This window comes from Microtetraspora glauca (assembly GCF_040656155.1).
Taxonomy (GTDB): domain Bacteria; phylum Actinomycetota; class Actinomycetes; order Streptosporangiales; family Streptosporangiaceae; genus Microtetraspora; species Microtetraspora glauca.
The window spans coordinates 125286-142151 of the sequence record NZ_JBFALK010000023.1 but is presented as its reverse complement, the minus strand read 5'-3'; the positions used below and the strand labels follow the sequence as shown (position 1 = coordinate 142151).

16 protein-coding genes are annotated in these 16866 nt (G+C 71.8%); 14 read left to right on the top strand and 2 right to left on the bottom strand.

Annotated elements, in window-relative coordinates; genetic code table 11:
- Window positions 1-49 precede the first annotated feature (49 nt).
- Together AB0I59_RS34240 and AB0I59_RS42240 are read right to left on the bottom strand one after the other, a co-directional pair.
- Entirely contained in the window at window positions 50-883 is an 834-nt protein-coding gene (locus tag AB0I59_RS34240; RefSeq protein WP_358139508.1) for a class I SAM-dependent methyltransferase, read from the bottom strand.
- A 4-nt stretch (window positions 884-887) separates the two neighbouring features.
- Window positions 888-1079 carry a ScoMcrA-related endonuclease gene (locus AB0I59_RS42240; protein WP_494410555.1) on the bottom strand — a complete coding sequence of 64 codons (192 nt, stop codon included), beginning with the start codon at window positions 1077-1079 and terminating at the stop codon, window positions 888-890.
- A 260-nt stretch (window positions 1080-1339) separates the two neighbouring features.
- Here AB0I59_RS42240 and AB0I59_RS34235 point away from each other — a divergent pair, with 260 nt between their 5' ends.
- The 14 genes from AB0I59_RS34235 to AB0I59_RS34170 all read left to right on the top strand — a co-directional run bounded on the left by AB0I59_RS34235 (window position 1340) and on the right by AB0I59_RS34170 (window position 16865).
- The gene (locus tag AB0I59_RS34235; RefSeq protein ID WP_358139505.1) at window positions 1340-1732 is read left to right on the top strand and encodes a hypothetical protein; all 393 of its coding nucleotides are present in this window, start codon (window positions 1340-1342) and stop codon (window positions 1730-1732) included.
- Window positions 1733-2011: 279 nt separating this feature from the next.
- Window positions 2012-2749, top strand: coding sequence for a hypothetical protein (locus AB0I59_RS34230; RefSeq protein ID WP_358139502.1), 738 nt, complete (start codon window positions 2012-2014; stop codon window positions 2747-2749).
- A gap of 68 nt (window positions 2750-2817) precedes the next feature.
- Window positions 2818-3708, top strand: a complete 891-nt coding sequence (locus tag AB0I59_RS34225; protein ID WP_358139499.1) for a glycosyltransferase family 2 protein — start codon at window positions 2818-2820, stop codon at window positions 3706-3708.
- Window positions 3705-4967, top strand: a complete 1263-nt coding sequence (locus AB0I59_RS34220) for a 2-phospho-L-lactate transferase CofD family protein (RefSeq protein ID WP_358139497.1) — start codon at window positions 3705-3707, stop codon at window positions 4965-4967. The genes AB0I59_RS34225 and AB0I59_RS34220 overlap by 4 nt, the downstream gene beginning before the upstream one ends.
- A complete protein-coding gene (locus tag AB0I59_RS34215; RefSeq protein ID WP_358139494.1) occupies window positions 4964-5665 on the top strand; it encodes an HAD family hydrolase in 702 nt (233 codons plus the stop codon). Before AB0I59_RS34220 ends, AB0I59_RS34215 begins: the two co-directional genes overlap by 4 nt.
- Window positions 5658-6452: an NTP transferase domain-containing protein gene (locus tag AB0I59_RS34210; RefSeq protein WP_358139491.1), complete on the top strand. Its 795-nt coding sequence runs from the start codon at window positions 5658-5660 to the stop codon at window positions 6450-6452. Before AB0I59_RS34215 ends, AB0I59_RS34210 begins: the two co-directional genes overlap by 8 nt.
- Window positions 6440-7774, top strand: a complete 1335-nt coding sequence (locus tag AB0I59_RS34205) for a glycosyltransferase family 4 protein (protein WP_358139488.1) — start codon at window positions 6440-6442, stop codon at window positions 7772-7774. Before AB0I59_RS34210 ends, AB0I59_RS34205 begins: the two co-directional genes overlap by 13 nt.
- Complete coding sequence (locus AB0I59_RS34200) at window positions 7771-9078, top strand: lipopolysaccharide biosynthesis protein (RefSeq protein WP_358139485.1); 1308 nt, start codon at window positions 7771-7773, stop codon at window positions 9076-9078. The genes AB0I59_RS34205 and AB0I59_RS34200 overlap by 4 nt, the downstream gene beginning before the upstream one ends.
- A complete protein-coding gene (locus tag AB0I59_RS34195) occupies window positions 9075-10328 on the top strand; it encodes a glycosyltransferase family 4 protein (protein ID WP_358139482.1) in 1254 nt (417 codons plus the stop codon). Before AB0I59_RS34200 ends, AB0I59_RS34195 begins: the two co-directional genes overlap by 4 nt.
- Window positions 10329-10587: 259 nt before the next feature.
- A complete protein-coding gene (locus AB0I59_RS34190) occupies window positions 10588-11763 on the top strand; it encodes a serine/threonine-protein kinase (RefSeq protein ID WP_358139479.1) in 1176 nt (391 codons plus the stop codon).
- Window positions 11764-11909: 146 nt separating this feature from the next.
- A complete protein-coding gene (locus AB0I59_RS34185) occupies window positions 11910-13991 on the top strand; it encodes a serine/threonine-protein kinase (RefSeq protein ID WP_358139476.1) in 2082 nt (693 codons plus the stop codon).
- A complete protein-coding gene (locus tag AB0I59_RS34180) occupies window positions 13988-14905 on the top strand; it encodes a PP2C family protein-serine/threonine phosphatase (protein WP_358139473.1) in 918 nt (305 codons plus the stop codon). The genes AB0I59_RS34185 and AB0I59_RS34180 overlap by 4 nt, the downstream gene beginning before the upstream one ends.
- Entirely contained in the window at window positions 14902-16194 is a 1293-nt protein-coding gene (locus AB0I59_RS34175; protein ID WP_082777001.1) for a VWA domain-containing protein, read from the top strand. The genes AB0I59_RS34180 and AB0I59_RS34175 overlap by 4 nt, the downstream gene beginning before the upstream one ends.
- Before the next feature lie 2 nt (window positions 16195-16196).
- Window positions 16197-16865 carry an FHA domain-containing protein gene (locus AB0I59_RS34170; protein ID WP_358139470.1) on the top strand — a complete coding sequence of 223 codons (669 nt, stop codon included), beginning with the start codon at window positions 16197-16199 and terminating at the stop codon, window positions 16863-16865.
- Window position 16866: the final 1 nt, after the last annotated feature.

Sequence of the window (16866 nt, the reverse complement as noted above, 5' to 3'; positions counted from 1 at the left end):
ACTCCGCATTTTCAGTGCGAGCTTCTCCTTTGGGTCCCCTTACCTCCCGTCACAGGCGTCGGCCGATTGTGAGGACGACCGACCAGTGGCGGGTGAATTGTCCGTCCGGGCGTGCGGCGAGGCGGCGGCGTATCTCCTGGTAGAGGTGTTCCCGCTTGGCCGGCTCCATGGCGATGTGGCCGGAGAACGTGTCAAGCAGAGCGATGTATTCGTCTGCCGTGTAGCGCAAAGCCCATACGTAGAGTCTCGTCCCCACCACCGTGAAATGCCCGGAGGCATCGAGTTCGGTGGCGATGGGGTTGGGAAGGGCCTCGGGCGGTGGCGGTGGCCACGGGCCGTCATGGCCTTCGCCGATTTCCTCGTAGACCTTCTGGATCTCGGTGAAGAACGGGTCGAAGCCTGCCGGCATCGCGTGGTCGGCGTTCCACACGGCCAAGTGGCCGCCCTTGCTGAGCAGCTTGGCTGCTTTCGCGTACTTGACCTCCGGGTCCACCCACTTCCACGCCGTGGCCGCGTAGGCGAGATCGAAGCGGATCCCTGCCGGCGGCTCCCAGCCTTCGAATGACGACGTGACAACGGAAACGTCGGCGAACTCGGCGAGGCGGTGCCGTGCCTCCGCCGCCAGAGCATCGCCGAGTTCGACCGCGGTGATTTCGAAGCCCATCCGCGCCAATGGCAGCGTGGCTTTCCCCGGACCGCATCCGACTTCGAGCAGGTGCGCGGGTGGCGTGATCGCCGTGATCGCGAGCAGGTCCGAATACAGCTCGGCCGGGTAGTCGGGGCGTGCGTTCTGATAGGAGCCGGCCGCGCTGTCGAAGGTGGTTCGCAGCCGAATATCGTGTGACATGATCCAATCCTGATAGCGCGGCAACGCTGCTGTCACCGCATTATCCTGCTCTGATCTGATGCCTGGGAGGCAGTCGTGATCCGGGCCCTGCGTATCGCCTTCCTTCGTGGATCAGGAAGTAATCCCGGGCCGGGCGGTAGCCGTACTGATCGAGGAACGCATCGCGGCTCACCTCGTCATACTCCTCGATCGCTGCCAGCACCATCTCACGGCGAAGATCAGGTAAGCCCACGCCGACATGATATGTAGGGATCTCACTCGAAACGACGCCGCAAATTCCGAGAACGTGTCGCGGTTGTTCGGCGCCGCTTCGGTGAGGAATGGCTGTGAGTTGGCATGTGGCCACTTTCGCGACCGGTCCCTCCGCCAAGCAGCCGGGTCGTATCGCTGGCCATGCTCGCGGCGCTTCGATCGGACCATGCGACCAGGAACAGTTAGGCCTCACCCCGATCGCGTTCGATGAGCCGATATGGGTAAGGCTAAAACGGGCTCGTGGCCGAAAGGCGGCGGTCTCCCCATGAGGCGTGGCGGCCGGGAAAACGCCGGCAGGTCTCCGCCCTCTGGGGCCACCGCCCGCCGCTGGACCTGGCCGGGCACGCCGCAGAGCAGCTCATCAGGCTGCTCTGCCCCCTGCCGGGCAGGGCCATGGAGACGACGCCGCGCGCCGTCCCCTTCCGGCTCTGCGCGCGGGTCGACCGCCACCACGTCCACGAACCGAAGCCGCGATTCCTTCCGGCTCTGCGCGCGCGGGTCGACCGGCCGCCAGGCTGCCGCCCGGCGCGGCGCCGACTCCATGCCGTACCGGGCGGCGCCGCCCCACTCGCCGCCGGCCGCGAAGCCCTGAACGACGCGCAGTGCGACCAGCAGTGCCGCGCGCTCTCGTGAAACTTTCATTTGCTGTTTTCGCGTTCCGCAACGTCAGCGAGCGTAGGACCGAAATCTCCGCGATTCACAGCGAGAGATGCGCAAAAATCACCCCATCAATGCAGAAGAACGGATAAGGTCCGGTTCCGGAATGTTGGTCGGACATTGAGTTGTATTCGGATGCCGTAACGCCGTGCGTCGCGATTTCGGCGTAGTCCGGATGCGGCGCCGCGATCCGATGCATTCCACCAGGTCTCACAGCGTTCACGGCGGCGACGTCGGAAGGAAGGTACGAGCTTCATGACGGCCCGTGGCGACACTCCGCACTCCCCGCCGCGCCTCGCTGACGGGGATGCGGCCACGGAGCCCCCCGGCCAGGCTGGCGCCGCCGCCCCACGCGGATGGGCCGCGCACCTGTGGTGGATCGCCCTCGTCGCCGGGGCAGCCGGTTTCGCGTTCGTGTGGCTGGCTACGCCACACGGCAGGGAGATCGGCGCGGCCTGGGAACTCGGCGTCAAGCTGCTCGCTTTCGCCTTCCTGTGCTGCGCGATCGCGTTCTTTCCCTGGGTGTCGCCGCGCCTGCACTGGCTGCTGTACGTCCCGTTTGTCTTCTTCACCGGGTACGTGATTCCGCGGGTCAGTTACTTCTACTACGGTGACGTCGAGCGCGCCCAGGGCGACAGCTTCTACACCCATCTTTACCTGCTGTTCTATCCCGGGATCGTGCTCACCGTCGCCGCCGCCTACCGCATCGGCGGTGGAAGCCCGGGGCGGTGTCTGAAGATCGCGATCAGCGGCATCGTCATCGTGTTCTCCGGCTTTCTCGACATCATGTGGCAGCTCGTCAATCCGGTCGGCATTCCCGACGTCATCGACGCGCCGCACATCAATGTGCTCACCGGTGGGCCGATCCCGTTCGGCGCGGCGGTCCTGTTCACGCTGGCACACGTGCCGATCGTCGCCGGGATCAACCTGCTCCCGCTGGACCGCTGGATCTCCCGCCTGCTGGGAAGCGGGGCGCCCACGCCGGCGCGGTGACCGATGCCGGCGGCCCCCGCCCGTGGGCCGTCACCGACGCGACCGAAGCCACCACGAGGAGGCGAAGCTTGCCGGACACCTACGACGTACCCCGGACCGTCGAGATCTCGGTGGCGGCGCCCGCCTACAACGAGGCGGCGAACATCGCGGCGGCGGTGACCGAATGGGGGGAGTACCTGGCCGGGCACCCGGCGATCGGAGCATGGGAGATCGTCATCTGCAACGACGGGAGCACCGACGCGACCGGCGCGATCCTCGCGGGCCTGCGGGAAGGCTGCCCAGAGCTGGTCGTCGTCGAGTTCGCCAGGAATCGGGGGGCCGGGGCCGCCGTCGCCGCGGCCATCGCGCACACCCGGATGGAGTGGGTCGTGCTGCTCGACTCCGACGGGCAGTTCCCGATCTCCAACCTGGACGCCTTCGTGGACCGCATCCTGGCCGACGAGGCGGACGCCTTCTCCGGTGCCCGGATCAGGAAGGCCGACGGCCTGGCGTACCGGTGGGGCTCGGCGGCCAGCGGCGCGGTCAGCAACCTCACGCACCGCACCCGGTACCGCGACTTCAACTCGATCTTCAAGGTGGTGCGCGGCCCGCTGCTGCGCGCTCTTCACCTGGAATCCGGCGGGATGAACTGCTCGACCGAGATCACCGCCAGGGTCGCGGAGCTCGGCCGTACCTGGGTGGAGATCCCGATCGAGCATCGGGAACGCGGCGGCGGGGCCAGAGGGTGGCGGTTCTGGCGCGGCGCGCGTGACCGCGCCCTGTTCGTGGGCTATCTCGGCTACCGCCAGTGGCTGCTGCGCCGCGGCGTGCTCCGCGTTCCGGAGGCGCCCGGGACGCGATCGGAGGCGCCCGGGACGCGATCGGAGGCGCCCGGGACGCGATCGGAGGCGCCCGGGACGCGATCGGAGGCGGCCGTGGCCGCGGAACCGGCGCACAGGATGACGGAGCGGGCCCGATGAGCGCGCGGCGGTCCGGCCGCACCGCGGTCACCCTCTTCAGCGGCGGACGCGGCGGGGCCAGCATCGCGCGCGGCCTGCTGCGCACGCCGGGGATCGACGTGTCCCTGGTGATCAACGGATACGACAACGGGCGGTCCACCGGCGCGCTCCGGCGTTACCTCCCCGGGATGCTCGGCCCGTCGGACTTCCGCAAGAACCTCCTGCTCCATCTCGACGACCGGGACCCGCGGCAGGCCGCGCTCATCTCGGTCCTGGAACATCGTCTCCCGGCCGGGACCACGCGGGAGGCGCTCGGCGAGCTGGTCGAGGCGATCGGCTCGACGGCGTCCGAGGGGCGGGCCGGCCCCCCGGCGTTCCCCGCCCTGCCACCGCGGGCGCGCACCGCGATCCTGCGGGACCTGGCCGCGCTCCTGTGCAGGCTCGACAGCCACCCCGACGGACTCGACCTGACCGACTGCGCGCTCGGCAACCTCGTGTTCGCCGGGGCGTACCTGCGGGTGGGCGGTGACTTCAACGCCGCGGTCCGCGCATGCGCCCGGACGTTCGAGTCGCCGGCCCGCCTGCTGAACGTGACCAACGGGGAGAACGCCTTCCTGGTCGCGCTCAAACAGGACGGCCGTCTCCTGGCCGACGAGGCCGACATCGTCGCGCCGCAGGACGCCGCCGCGATCATCGACCTGTTCCTGCTTCGCGAGCCGGTCACCCCGGCACGCCGGGCCGAACTGGAGGCGCATCCCGTCGAGGAGGCGCGGCGGATCCTGGCGAGACACCGTGCCATGGTCTCGCCGAACCCGGAGGCCCGGGAGGCGATCCGGAACGCCGACCTCCTCGTGTACGGCCCGGGCACGCCCCACTCGTCACTGCTTCCCAGCTATCTGACCCCGGGTATCGCGGACGCGATCGCGGAGAGCCGTGCCACGGCCAAGGTGTTCGTCGTCAACACCCGGGACGACCACGACGTCCAGGGACTGAGCGCGCCCGAACTGGTGGGCCGCACCCTGTCCTACCTCGGTGACCCGCGTAACGAGCGCAGCACCGTCACCCACGTGCTCTGCCACCGGGCGGCGGCGCGGGCGACAGCCGCCCCGAAGGCTCCGCGGTTGCCGTCAGGCGTCGTCGACGGCGGCGTCTGGGCGGGGGCCCGGTGGATCACCGCCGATCTGGAGGATCCCGAGCGTCCCGGCGTGCACTGCGGCCCGCGCACCGTCCGCGCGCTGACCGAGATCGCCGGCGAGGCAGCCCTGGCGGGAGTCCGATGAGCCCGGCCCGGCCTCCGGAGGCCGCCCCGACCGGGCGGATCGCCAGGATCATCGCCGGCCGGCGGGTCTGGCTCTGTGACCTGGACGGCACGCTCGTCGACTCCGCCCCGGTCCACGAGGCGGCGTTCCGTGCCGCGATCGCGGAGATCGCGCCCTCCCTGCTCGGCTCCTTCCGGTACGACGTGCACGTGGGGGCGACCACCCGCGAGGTGGTGGCCGGCCTGGGCGCCGACGCCGACGTGGCCGAACGGCTGGTCCGGCACAAGCAGCGGCTGTACCGGGAGTACGTGAAGGCGGGCAGGGTGCCGGTGTTCCCCGGCGCCCGCCGGCTTCTCGACCGCCTGAACACCGACGGCCGCGCGGCCTACCTCGTCACCGGCGGCAGCAGGGGGTCGGTCGAGCGGATCCTGGCTGACTGTTCGCTGGCCGGCTACTTCAGCGGCGTGCTCACCGGGGACGACGTCCCGTCAGGCAAGCCGGACCCGAGGTTCTACCGGCACGCCTGCGACAGCTGGTCGGTCGACCCGGACGACGCCGTGGCCGTGGAGGACTCCGCCCACGGCGTCGCCTCCGCCGTCGGTGCCGGACTGGTGACGTTGCAGGTCAACGCGGTGGAACCCGCCGCGGGGGCGGTCCAGGTGCGGCATCTGGACGAGATCGTGTCCTTCCTCGACGTGGGAGTGAGCGGCAGTGAGTGACCAGCGCGTCTGCGCGGTGATCCCGGCGGCCGGGAGCGGGACCAGGCTCGGCCTCGGCATCCCGAAGATCATGCTTGAGATCGCCGACGGCGTCACCGTGTGGCACCTGCTGCATCGGCGGCTGAGTCCCTGGGTGGAGCACGTCCACGTCGTCGTCTCCCCGGCGGGGGAGCGGCCGTTCCGGCGCCTGGCCGCCGGTGAGATCGAGCGCGGAGCCGTCTCAGTGAGCGTCCAGGACCGACCGACCGGTATGGGCGACGCCGTCTTCGGAGCCGTCGCGCACTGGGAGTCCTACGACCGGATCCTCGTCGTGTGGGGCGACCAGGTGAACCTGTCCCCGGTGACCGTGCGCGAGGTGGTGCACGCCCGCCACGGCGACGCCGCAGCGGGCCGCCCCGGCCTCACCCTCCCTCTGGTGCCGATGCCCGACCCGTACGTCGAGTACGAGCTGACCGGGGCGGATCCGGACACCGCCGCGCCCGGCCTGGTCAGGGTGCGGATGTCCCGGGAGGGGGACGGCTGCCGCCCCGGCGGGCTCAGTGACGTCGGCGTGTTCTGCCTCGGGACGGACGGGCTGCCGGAGGCGTGGGCGGGCTACCTGGCCGGCGCCGTCCCCGGCGCGGCGACCGGTGAGGTCAACTTCCTGCCGTTCCTGCCGTACCTGTCGCAGGTCCGCGGCTGGCCGGTCACCGTGGTGCCGGTCAGCGACCCCGGCGAGGCCCGCGGCATCAACACCGGGGACGACCTCGACTTCGCCCGGCGGGCGTTCCAGCGGTGCCCGGACTGACGGCCCGGCCAGGCCGCTGCTACGTCGTCTGCACCGAGGTCCCGCCGGACGTCGTCGGCGGTCTGGGGCGTTACGCCGAGCGGATGATGTCCGCCCTGCGCGACCTCGGCGTCCCGGTCGAGGTGTTCGGCGCGGTCGGACGGCACCGGCCGGCCGGGACGGAGCGGATCGGAGGCGTCACACTGCATCGGCTGCGCACCGCGGGCCAGACCGCCGAAGTCCATGGCACCGGGCGGCCGCGTACGCCGGAGGCCGCCGGGCCGCCGGTCAGGATCGCCGGGCCGCTGGTCAGGATCGCCGGGCCGCTGGTCAGGATCGCCGGGCCGCTGGTCAGGATCGCCGGGCTGCTCGCCTTCAACGTGCGGGTCGCCGCCCGCATCCTGCGCGGTGGTGCCCGCTCCGGCGCGGTCGTCGCGGTGCACGACTGGATGGGCTGTCTCGCCGGGATCCTGTGCCGGCTGCTCGGCCGTATGCCGGTGGTATTCCACGTGCACACCTGCGAGCACAACGCCGTCCCGCGTGCGCGCCGCTCCGCCGTGGCCGTCGGCATCGCCGCGCTGGAGACCGCGCAGGCCCGGCTGGCAGGCCTGATCGTGGTGCCCAGCGCGGGCATGCGCGACGAGCTCACGGCGCGCGGCTGGCCGGTCGGCCGCCTGCGTGTCGTGCCGCACGGCTTCGAGGATCCCGAGCTGGTACGGCTGGCCGGGCTGCCCGGAGCCGACCGCGACCGGCTCCGCTCGGCGGTGCGCCGCCGCTACCTGCCCGGCGGCGCCGGGCGGCTCGTCGTCTTCGCCGGGCGCCTGTCGCCGCACAAGGGCGTGCACACGCTGATCCGGGCCGTGCCGGCGATGCTCCGCGAACGCGATGACCTGCGGATCGTGCTCATCGGCGGCCGGACCCCTGGCACCGGCGACGACGCGGAGGTGGCCCGGCTGATCGAGGAGGAGGGCGTCGGCGGACACGTGGTCGCCGGCTACCGATTTCTGGACCCGCCCGAGCTGTTCGCGCACTTCCTGGCCGCCGACGTGTGCGCCTTCCCGTCCGCGTACGAGCCGTTCGGGCTGGTCGCGGTCGAGGCGATGGCGCTGGGACGGCCGGTCGTGGTCGGGCCGGGCTACTCCCCGGAAGTGGTCGGGGACGGGGCGATCCGCTGCCGGACTGACTCGCCGGAGGAACTGGCCGCGGCTCTGTCGCGCTGCCTGGACGACCCGGAGGTCGCGGCCGGGCTCACCCGGCGTGGCGCCGCGCACGTCCGCGCGCGATACTCCTGGGCGCGGACGGCCGAGACCACTCTCGCGGCGTACGCGGAGGTGACCCGGTGACGTCGCATCCGCGGTCCGGCTCGGTACACGACCGGGTGGCGCGGCTGCTCGGCGGCCGAGGCTGGGCCGTCTGGCCCACGCTGGTGAGCATCGCCGCCAGCGGCACGGCCGCGGCGACCACGCTCGTGATCGCCCGGGGGATCGGCGCCGCGGCCTTCGGCCGGTTCACCCTGGTGCTGTCGATCGCGCTGATCGTCACCGTCGGCATGCTGCTGAACCTCAACTACGTCATGTACCAGGAGCTGCCGAGAGCCGAGCCGTCGAGCCGGCCGGCCCTGGTGACGACGGCGCTGTTCACCACGCTGGCGCTCGGAGGCGGTCTGGTCGCCGCCGGTCTGCTGGCCTCCCCGCTGCTGACCGTCCTGCTCGGCGTCGACGTCCGTACGCTGTGCTCCGCGCTGGCGCTCGCGCTGTCGATGACGGTGAACCAGCTGACCGAGAGCTTCCTGCGCGGCATGAAGAGGTTCGCGTTCGTGGCGGGGCTCAAGCTCGCCGTGGCCGTCGCCTACCTGGTCACGGCCGCCTACTGCCTGCTCGTCGCCGGCATCCGGGACGCCGAGATCTACCTGGTCGCGCTCATCGTCACGAACGTCGTCTTCGCCGTCGTGGCCGTGGCCGGTCTCGACGTCGTCCCGCGTTCCTGGTCGGCGTCCCTGGCACGCTCGCTGCTCCGGCACGGCGCCTACATGAGCGTCATCGCCGCCGGCACCGCCGTGCTGTTCGGGGTGGACGTGATCTTTCTCAACCACTGGGCCTCCGGGAGCGACGTCGGCGTGTACTCGGTGTACAACGGATTCCCGAAGCGGCTGCTCGGTGTGGTGTTCACCGAGGGGATCGGCCTCGTGCTGCTGCCGGTGCTGGCGACGACCGACAAGGTCGCCGCGCTGCGGCGGATCGGCCGCGTCGCACCCGCGATCGCGGCGGCCACCGCGGCCTTCTCCTTCGCCGCGAGCGTGGTGTTCTTCCTGCTGCTGCGCGCGGAGTATCCGTACTCGCCCGGCCTGATGGCGTTGTCCGCGGTGGGGATCGGCGCCCACACGGTGTTCAACCTCTACTTCTTCGCCCTGTCGATGGACGGGGTACGCGGCGCGAGGGTGTTCATCGCCTGCCTCGCCATCGGGTCGCCCGCCGCGCTCGCCTGCCAGGCGGCGTTCATCTCCTGGTGGGGCCTGACCGGCGGCCTGGTGGCGTTCGCACTGACCAATCTCATCCTGGTCGCCGTCGTGGCCGCCGCCGCGGCCCGGGTGTACCGGCCGGAGACCCCGGCGGCGGCCGGGGCAGACACTCTGGAGGTAGAACGGTGAGGGTCGCCTACGTCATCAACCAGTTCCCGCCCATCATCACCGCGGGGCTCGGCCGCTACGTCGAGGAGATCACGCCGCACCTGGCCGGCGACCTCCGGCTGGCCGTCTTCACGCTGAACGACGGGCACCAGCCGGTGCACGAGCGGCGCGAGGGTGTCACCGTCTACCGGCCGCTTGGCCGCGTGCTCGGCGCGGTCAGCCGCCGCCGCAGGCTCAACCGTACGCGCAGGGCCGAGTTCGTCCTGCTCGCGGTGAACGTCGTGGTGAGCAACTGGCGGTACTTCCTGCGGCTGCGGCGGCTGGACCCGGGCGAGCGGCCCGCCCTGGTCGCCGTGCACGACTCGACGAACTTCCTGGCCGCCCTGCTGTGCCACTACGTGCTACGGCTGCCGGTCGTCTTCCATGTGCACACCACCGAGTACGGCGTCGCGCCGCAGCGCAGCATCGCCGACCCGCTCGGTGTGTTCGCCGCCGTCGAGCGGTGGCTGGGACGGATCGCCAGGCGGGTCGTGGTCGCCACACCGGAGGTACGCGAGCAGTTGGCCGCCGCCGGATGGAACCGGGACACGATCGATGTGGTCTGCCTGGGCGGCACGTTCGAACGGATGCTCGCCGACCCCGGTTTCGACCGGGCCGGGCTCCGCTCCGGCGCAGCCGCGCTACGCGCCAGGCTCGGCATCGCGGACGATGACCCGGTCCTGCTCTTCGTCGGCCGCCTCGAACGGCAGAAGGGGATCTACCAGCTGCTGGAGGCGATGCAGAAGATCGCCGTCTCGCTCCCCGGGCTGCGGCTGGTGATGGTCGGCGAGGGCGACGAGGCCGGAGTCGCGCGGATCGTCGCGGACGCCGGACTGGACGGGCGTGTCCTCACTTCCGGCGGGTTCGTCGACGGCCGGGCGCTGCTGGAGTACTACGAGATGGCCGACATCTGCGTCTTCCCCTCACTCTTCGAGCCGTTCGGCCTGGTGGCGACCGAGGCCATGGCCCTGGCCAGGCCGACGATCCTCGGCGACGGGTTCTCCCGGATCTTCCTCGGCGACCCGGCCCACCCCGCCGTGCGGTACGCGCGGAGCGCCGACCCCGGCTCCATCGCCGATGCCGTGATCGACCTTGTGAGCGATCCGGTGGCATGCCGCGCGCTCGCGGAGAACGGGGAGCGGTTCGTCCGGAAGCGGCTGAGCTGGGCCAGGGCCGCGGGGGAGACGATCGCGGTCTACCGGGTCGCGCTGGCCGGACGCGACGACCGGTGAGCGCGCGCTGAGCTCACCCCTGATCCGGCCCGGCCGGTCCAGTCTGCCCAGGCCGTCGCGGAGGCGGACCAGAGCGTGAGCGTGGCCGCCCGGCGGAGCTTGCCCATGCCTCCGGGCATCGACCGGTTCGACCGACGGAGCTGACGGATGTAGCGCGCGAATCCCAAAATTGTATAAAGAATGGGGGTATTAAGAATCTTGTCGATCCACGCTGGGGGCGCAAGCAACGTTGGCCATGCCAAGGGCCGGTGGCCCGCTGATGAGCATCGAAGGAGTCGACTTCGCGCTGCGTCGCCGTACCGAGGAACGTGACAGGATCTCGGACGACCTCCTGGACCTCGACTCCCACCCGGGTTACCAGTTGCTCAAGGGTGCGCGGCTGACCGGGGAGACCCGGCGCCGCTGGGACGGGGCACAGGCCAGAGAGGTGACCCTGTGGTGGCTGTTCGACGCCTACCGGGGGGTCCTCGACCGCGCGCGGGAGCTCAGGGAAGGCAAGCCCGACCTGGCCGCGCTGACCGGGCTGCTCGCCGGCCCGTCGGTGGAGCTGAAGCCGGAGAACGTGCCCGTCGAGAAGCGTTCGTTGCTGCGGGCCGCGGGCGAGTGGATCACGCTGGACACGGTGGTGGCACGGATGGACGCCGCCTACCGCGACGTCGCCGAGACGGTCGCGGCCGTGGACGCCGCCTGGAGTGCGCTGCTCCCGCGCCTCGACGAGGCCGATGCCGTCCGCCGCTCAGCTGCGGACCTGCTGCGCGACCTGGACGGCGCTGATCCGGATCTGGAGCGCATCGGCGCCGGGATCGACCGGATTCGCGCGGCGGTCACCGCCGACCCGCTCGGCTCCGCCGCCCCCGATGGCACGATCGGTGGCGAGCTCGACGGACTGCTCGCCGACCTCGCCGCCCGTCGCGGGCTGCTGGAGCAGGCCGCGCGGATCCGGGCGGAGTACGGCGACCGGGCCCACCGCCTCGGCGACCGCATCGCGCAGGTCGCCGACGCCGAGAACGAGGCCCGATCGGTCCGGGACACGGTGCTCGTCAAGATCGCCTCACCCGCGCTGCCGGCGCTGCCGGACCAGGCCGCCGCGTTGCGGGACCGGCTGGGTGCTCTGGATACGGTCGGCGACCGCTGGCTGGAGCTGGTCGAGCGGCTGACCGGGTTGGAACGGGCCGTGGACGAGGCGCTGGCGCGAGCGCGAACCGCGACCGAATCGATGGCGGGCCTCATCGGCCGTCGTGACGAGCTGCGTGGCCGACTGGAGGCCTACCACGCCAAGGTGGTCCGGCTCGGGCATGCCGAGGACGCCGCGCTCGGTGAGATGTACGGCGAGGCCCGCGCCCTGCTCTGGACGGCACCGTGCGATCTGCGGCAGGCCACGGTCGCGATCGCCGCCTACCAGCGGGCGATCAGCCGGATCGGAGTGGCCGGATGATCAGATGCGCCCAGCCGGGATGCGGCGGCACGGTGGAGGACGGTTACTGCGACGCCTGCGGCCTGGCCCCACAGCCACAGCCACAGCCGGCGCCACAACCACAGTCGGAGCCGGCACCGCCGACCAGACCGTCCATCCCGCTGGACATGTCGGGTACGGCCCGCACCGGTACGGGCCGGGCGAGCAGCCGGTCGAGCCGCCGGTCAAGCCGGGGCCACCTCGGGATGGGCCTGGTCGAGGTGCCGGCCGTGCCGTACCGGGACCCGGCCGGTGTGGTGCTGGCCGACGCCCAGGTGCCGGAGGACCGGCGCTTCTGCGGCAATCCCGACTGCGGCAAGCCGGTGGGCCGCCGCAGAGGTGACCAGCCGGGGCGGCCGGAGGGGTTCTGCCCGCACTGCGGCTGGCGGTTCTCGTTCACACCCAAGCTCGCCGACGGCGACCTCGTCGGCGGGCAGTACGAGGTCAAGGGTTGTCTGGCGCACGGTGGTCTCGGCTGGATCTACCTGGCGGCCGACCGGCACCTGGAAGGCCGGTGGGTGGTCCTGAAGGGGCTGCTCGACACCGGGGACGTGGAGGCGCTGGCCGCGGCGGAGGCCGAGCGGCGTTTCCTCACCGCGATGGACCACCCGAACATCGTCAAGATCTTCAACTTCGTCACCCACCCCGACCCCGGCACCGGGACGATGGTGGGCTACATCGTGATGGAGTACATCGGCGGCGTGCCGCTCCAGGAGATGCTGCGCGCGCGGCTACGGGAGAGCGACAACCGTGAGGCGCTTCCGATCGCCCAGGCCATCGCCTACGGGCTGGAGATCCTCAAGGCCTTCGGCTACCTGCACGACCAGGGCCTGCTGTACTGCGATCTGAAGCCGGGCAACGTCATCCAGGTGGAGGAGCAGCTCAAGCTCATCGACCTCGGCGCCGTGCGGCGGATCGACGACGCCGACAGCGCGATCTACGGGACGGTCGGATACCAGGCGCCGGAGATCGCCTCCGCCGGGCCGTCAGTCTCTTCCGACCTCTACACGGTGGGTCGCACGCTCGCCGTGCTGAGCTTCCCGTTCAGCCCCGTCAGCGGCGGGTCCGCCGCTCCGCTGCCGGTGATCGACCAGAGGTACGAGTCCTACCGCCGGTTCCTGGAACGGGCGACCGACTCCGAGCCCGCCCGGCGGTTCCAGGGTACGGCGGAGATGTCCGACCAGCTCGTCGGTGTGCTCAGGGAGGTGCGCGCCGCCGAGGAGGGCATCCCCCACCCCGCGCAGTCCGGACTGTTCGGCCCGGAGCGCCGGGCCGTCGGAACCGAGCTCGCCGCGGCTGCGACGGGGCGGGTCTTCGGCCCGCTCGACCGCCTCGCCGCCGCGTCCGCGCTGCCCGTCCCCCTGGTGGACCCGCTCGACCCCGCGGCCGGCCTGCTCGCGGGCCTCACTTCGGGAAACCCCGCCGAGCTGGTCACGGTGCTCGAATCGGCCCCGTCCACCCCGGAGACCACGCTCGCGCTGATCAGAGTGCTCTCTGAACTCGGCCGCCCGGTTCCGGACAAGCTGTTCGCGTCCGCCGCCGGGCAGCTGCCGGGAGACTGGCGGATCTGGTGGTACCGGGGGGTCGGGCAGCTGGCCTCGGGGAACCCGGACGAAGCGGCGCGCATCTTCGACGGGCTCTACTCGTGGTTCCCCGGCGAAGCCGCGCCCAGGCTGGCCCTCGCGTTCGCCCTCGAAGCCGGCGGAGCGGGCCAGGAGGCGGCTCGCCACCACGCGGCCATCTGGCAGACAGACCGGTCATACGTGAGCGCCGGCTTCGGCCTGGCCAGGCTCCGGCTGGTGGAGGGTGACCGCGCCGGGGCGACCGCCGCCCTGGACGAGGTGCCCGCGACCTCCATCCACCGCACCGCCGCGCAGGCGGCAGCGGTGGCGGCGACCGTACGAGGACATGACCCCGCCGAAGGCGAGCTCGTCGCCGCGGGCGAACGGCTGCGGAGCCTGAAGCTCGACGCCCGGGACCGCGACGGGCTGCTCTCGGAGGTGCTGCGGAGCGCCCTCGGCCGGGTCGCCACCGGTAAGGCGACCTCGTCCGGGCAGGTGACGCTACTGGGCACTCCGCTGCACGAGCGGGGTGTGCGCGCCGAGTTGGAGCGCGTCTACCGGGCGCTGGCCAGGTCGGCGCGATCCACGGAGGAGCGGCACGACTTCGTCGATCTGGCCAACACCGTACGCCCGAGGACGCTGTGGTGAGCGGCGCCTGTCCCGCCTGCGGGACGCTCGTCCTGGTGGGCGAGGCATTCTGCGAGCAGTGCGGCCACGCGCTGGGAGTCGCCGGCTGCACCGCGTGCGGTGCTCCGGCGGTCGGGGCCGACGGTTACTGCGAGAACTGCGGCATGCTCCAGCCCTCTGAGCGCGACCACGTCGAGATCGAGCTGGAGGTCGCGGCCGGGGTGAGTGACCGTGGCCTGCGGCACAGCCGCAACGAGGACGCCATGGCGCTGACGGCGGCGGGCACGGCGGCGGGCACGATGGCCGTAGGAGTGGTCTGTGACGGGGTGTCGACCTCGCCGCGCCCGGAGGAGGCGTCCCAGACCGCCGCCGACACCGCCGTGGCCGCCCTCGCCAAGCAGCTGGGGGAGGGGACCGACCCCGAGACCGCGACCCGGGAGGCGGTACGGCTCGCCGCCGAAGCCGTCGTCGCCCTGGCCGAGCAGGGCGAGGACGCGCCCGCCTGCACCTACGTGTCGGCGGTGGCCGGCGGGCGGCAGGTCACGGTCGGCTGGGTGGGCGACAGCCGGGCCTACTGGCTCGGATCCGGATCCGGATCCGAGGTGCTGACCGGTGACGACGCCACGCCGGGGACGCACATGCTGACCGCCTGGCTGGGCGCGGACGCGGGCGAGGTCGTGCCGCACGTCCGCACGTTCACCCCGGACGGGCCGGGCGTGGTCCTGCTGTGCAGCGACGGCCTGTGGAATTACTATCCCGAGCCGTCGGCGCTCGCGGCCGTCGCCCTGAACGCCACCCCCCGCGCGGCGGCACAGCGGCTCGTGCGGCTCGCGCTGGAGGCCGGAGGACACGACAACATCACCGTCGTGGTGATCCCTTTCGGACCCGGGGATCAGGCCGAGGCCACCGTGGTCTTCCCGAAGGAGCAGCAGTGACCGACTTCACCATGCGCGTAGATCAGAACAAATACCTTCCCGCGGGAAGCGAGGAGGTGCACGCCATCGTCACGGTCGAGGCGAGCGGCCCGATCGAGCGTGCCCCCATGGCCGAGGCCGCCGAGATCATCATCGTCGACACCTCCGGCTCGATGTCGTACGACAAGATCGCTGAGGCGAGGAAGGCCGCGCGGGCCGCCATCGACACCCTCCGCGACGGCGTGTACTTCGCGGTCATCGCCGGCAATCACGAGGCCCAGCTCGTCTTCCCCGACCGGGCGGTGGTGCTGGTGCCGGCGACGCCGGAGAGCAGAAACGCCGCGAGGGAGGCCGTCTCCCGGCTGGTGGCCGAAGGGGGGACGGCCATGGGCCGGTGGCTGCGTCGCGCCGCCGACCTGTTCGGCGATTTCCATCAGGCGTACCCCGGCGCGATCAAGCATGCCATCCTGCTGACCGACGGCAAGAACGAGCACGAGCGCGCTCCGGAGTTCGCCGCGAACCTGGCGTACTGCACGGGGAAGTTCGTCTGCGACTGCCGCGGCGTGGGCGTCGACTGGGCGGTCGCCGAGCTTCGCCAGATCGCCTCCACCCTGCTCGGCAGCGTGATGGACATCCGCCGGCCCGAGGACCTGGAGGCCGACTTCCGGGCGATGACCCAGGCGGCGATGGGCAAGACGGTCGCGGACGTGGCGCTGCGCCTGTGGACGCCGCGGGCGGCGAAGCTGAACTTCGTCAAGCAGGTCTCGCCGGCGCTGGAGGACCTGACCGGCCGACGCACCGAGGTGGACGCGCTGACCGGCGACTACCCCACCGGAGCCTGGGGTGGTGAGTCCCGCGAGTACCACATCAGCGTGCGGGTGCCGGCCGGGAACGTCGGCCAGGAGATGCGCGCCGGCCTGGTGCGGCTGGTCCTGCCCGGGTCCGGGGAGGTGCTGGCCAAGGGGAACATCCTGGCGCAGTGGAGCGACGACCCCGTCCAGTCGACCCGCATCAACCCCCGGGTGGCCCATTACACCGGCCAGCAGGAACTCGCCTCGCTCATCCAGGAGGGCCTGCAGGCCCGCAACGACGGTGACCTGGACACCGCGACCGCCCGGCTCGGCAAGGCGCGCGGCATCGCCGAGAAGGCCGGCAACGAGGAGACCGCCACGCTGCTCGACAAGGTGATCGAGATCGACCCGGCCACGGGAACCGCCCGCCTCCGGCGGGACGTCGACAAGGCAGACGAGATCGCGCTGGACACCCGGTCGGTCCGCACCGTCCGGATGCGTAAGGACCCGGAGGCCTGAGCATGGCGATCTGTCCGGTAGGGCACGACTCCGCGGACGAGGAGTACTGCGACGTCTGCGGCGCGTTGCTGGCGGGCACCCCGGCCGCCGCGGCCGCCCCGGCCGCTTCGGCTCCGGCCGTCCCGCCCGACGCCCACCAGATGGACGACTGTCCCGACTGCGGGGCACCACGTGGCGGCCGATTCTGCGAGAGCTGCGGCTACGACTTCGTGCTCGGCGGCGGGAACCGGGAGACACCGCACTCCACGTCGTCCACGCCGTCCACGCCGGTCACCGGCTGGGTCGCGGTGATCGCGGCGGACCGTGACCACTATGAGGCGATGATCGCGCAGGGCGGCCCCGACGCGGCCCGCGTCACGTTCCCGCCGTACTGCCCGGAGCGGCGGGTACCTCTGGTCGGCACCGAGGTCAGGATCGGGCGGCGCAGCCAGTCGCGGGGGCTGGCCCCCGAGATCGACCTGGCCGGGCCGCCCGAGGATCCCGGCGTCTCCCACCTGCACGCGGTGCTGCTCGCACAGGCCGACGGGACGTGGCAGCTCGTCGACCCGGGATCCGCCAACGGAACCCTGCTCAACGGCACGACGGTGGAGCACAACGCGCTGGTCCCGCTCGGTGACGGGGATCGCGTCCACGTCGGCGCATGGACCAGCATCACGGTGCGGAAGGGCTGAG

Excerpts from the sequence above, each read along its gene's own strand:
- AB0I59_RS34230 (WP_358139502.1), top strand. The coding sequence starts at position 2,012 with ATGACGGCCCGTGGCGACACTCCGCACTCCCCGCCGCGCCTCGCTGAC.
- AB0I59_RS34220 (WP_358139497.1), top strand. The coding sequence starts at position 3,705 with ATGAGCGCGCGGCGGTCCGGCCGCACCGCGGTCACCCTCTTCAGCGGC.
- AB0I59_RS34215 (WP_358139494.1), top strand. The coding sequence starts at position 4,964 with ATGAGCCCGGCCCGGCCTCCGGAGGCCGCCCCGACCGGGCGGATCGCC.
- AB0I59_RS34190 (WP_358139479.1), top strand. The coding sequence starts at position 10,588 with ATGAGCATCGAAGGAGTCGACTTCGCGCTGCGTCGCCGTACCGAGGAA.
- AB0I59_RS34185 (WP_358139476.1), top strand. The coding sequence starts at position 11,910 with ATGTCGGGTACGGCCCGCACCGGTACGGGCCGGGCGAGCAGCCGGTCG.
- AB0I59_RS34170 (WP_358139470.1), top strand. The coding sequence starts at position 16,197 with ATGGCGATCTGTCCGGTAGGGCACGACTCCGCGGACGAGGAGTACTGC.